This window comes from Lacticaseibacillus saniviri JCM 17471 = DSM 24301 (assembly GCF_001311785.1).
Classification (GTDB): Bacteria; Bacillota; Bacilli; order Lactobacillales; family Lactobacillaceae; genus Lacticaseibacillus; species Lacticaseibacillus saniviri.
On the sequence record NZ_BBBX01000050.1, the window covers coordinates 1 to 2,281 of the forward strand.

Sequence of the window (2,281 nt, forward strand, 5' to 3'; positions counted from 1 at the left end):
CCGTCAGACAATTTTTGCCAGGCTACTTGATAATAAGCGCCGTTACCAGTGATTTCTTTTAAATACTTGTAGGTTCCTTTAGCTTGCAAAACGGGTAATTCACTGGCTAAAACTGCTAATTCGTTGTTCATTTTATGATCTCCTTTGCTTTGTTAATCTCACCCGTTGTTCAGGTTTACTTTTGGGATTGTAAAAGTGAACCTAAATGACGGGTTAACCAACCGGAACGTAGTGTAGGGCGGTAGGCAGGTTCTAATCAAAATCAAAACTTAATTTATGGCCGTCAAGCTTTAACTTGGCGTCAAACGACTTCCCCTTTTTGCTCTTGAAACCCTTTAGTTTGCTGGTTTCCCCTTTGGTGACCAGTGCTTTGATTGCGGTCTTCCCGAGGGTCTTACTGCTCCATTTCTTGGGCAGGGTAAAGTCTTCGCCTTGCTTAGGCTTTACAATATAAAACTTCTGTTTATTTAAAACGGTCGCTTGCGGTGTTTCTAAGAAGACCTCGGCGGACTTTTGTGCTTGCTGTTGGTGATTGATTTGTTGCTTAATGGCTGCATTGCCGGTTAATTGTGTGGGGACATCAGCAATTAACTTCGCCACAAACTTCTTAATCTGGCTCAAAAAGTTATCTGGGGTGCGTTCTTCGGTACTGATTTGCTGTAATGCTTGCTCCCATTTAGCCGTCATTTCTGGGCTAGTTAGCAAGGGTTCGAGTTCGACTGCTTTACATAAAGTGATTCCGGCTTCACTGACGTGCAACTTATTCTTTTCAGTAACTAAATAGCCGCGTTTCTTTAACACTTCCAGCACATTGGCCCGGGTCGCACTTGTCCCAATGCCTTGCACATCTTTGAGAATCGCCTGGGCTACTTCATCATCAAGCGTTTTGCCAGCGGTCTTCATGGCCGTAATCAGGGTACCTTCGGTAAAGGGTACCGGAGGTGTCGTTTCTTTTGCGGCGTTTGCAGATTTGCTTGGACTTGATCGCCTTGGTGAACGAGCGGTAAAGTTGCTGCTTCTTGCTGCTCGGTTTTGGTTTCATCAAATAAAGCTTGCCAGCCTTGCTTAGTTGGGACCTTACCGGTTGCTTTAAAATTGGCGTCACCAACTTGGGTAATAATGGTGGTTTCCTCGTACTCGTACGGATCAGCAAACATCGCTAACGTCGTTCTTAAAACCAAGTCATAGACTTGTTGCTGTAATTTAGGTAAGGCAGCTAATTGATCTTTAGTCGGGACGATTTTAGTCATGATAATGGCGTAGTGTTCTTCAACCTTCTTTCCATTAACATAGCGCTTATTCGGGGCGGTATTGGTTAAAGCGACTTGCTTAGAGACTAAACCCAGATACTTCGTCAGATTAGCCATTAAATACTCAAATTCTTCATCAGTGATATAAGCACAATCGGTTCGGGGATAGCTAAGGAACTTGGCTTCGTATAAACTCTGAATGGCCGCCAAAGTCTGGCTGGCACTGGCGTGATAACGTTTATTCATGGCACTTTGGAGACTGGATAGTGAGAATAGTTGGGGACTAGCACGCTTTTTAGCCTGGTTTTGAATGCCCTTGATTAAACCAGCCTGTGATCCTTTCTGAACATGTTTAGCTTGCATGAATGTTATTAGCCCTGTTTCGTCTTTAAATCGCTGATAGGGGTCTAATTTTGCGACGAATTTTTGCTAATTAGCAATAATTTCAGCATTTAGTTCAAAATAGGGTTTCGGCTTAAAGGTTTTGTTTACCTGGTCTCTTTGATAGACCATACACAAGGCTGGCAGCTATACGTAACTAATCGAGCACGCTCTACGTACCAAATTTTTCTCAATATAAAATACATTATGAGCTACCATTCATACCAATTAACCAGTCGCTAATTTTGTGATTACAAGTGCATGCCCCAATCTTCATGCCGGTTCCGGGTTTGATGTTGCCGCTGCTTTTTCGTCATTTCCCACTCGGTCTCTTTTAAGCCGCGTTCTTGTTTTTGCCGTTGGTAATCTTCATCACGAGCATATAGAACAGTCATGATCGCGTCACTAAAGGCCGTCTTTAAGTAATAGTCTGGACTAACTGGCTTGTAGTTCAGTGGTTGATAATGTCCGATATTTGCTTTTCTGTACTGGTCGTCCTTGGCTTGTTGCTCTTTTAACTGCATTTGGATTTTCTCGATCTGACTGTTCTTAATCGTCGGATCAGCTTTGCATTCGCCAAAAAGAGTTGTTTAGTACCATCATGCTTTAAAACCCGTTGTAAGTGATGATTTTCTAACTGATCTAAGCTC

At 42.9% G+C, this 2,281-nt stretch carries 2 pseudogenes; both read right to left on the reverse strand.

What is annotated here, in order from left to right:
• Window positions 1–252: 252 nt before the first annotated feature.
• Window positions 253–1,908, reverse strand: a pseudogene (locus JCM17471_RS12995) (type IA DNA topoisomerase).
• Window positions 1,883–2,281 (reverse strand): annotated as a pseudogene (locus tag JCM17471_RS13000) (nicking enzyme TraA protein); the annotation flags it as partial. The pseudogenes JCM17471_RS13000 and JCM17471_RS12995, both read right to left, overlap by 26 nt.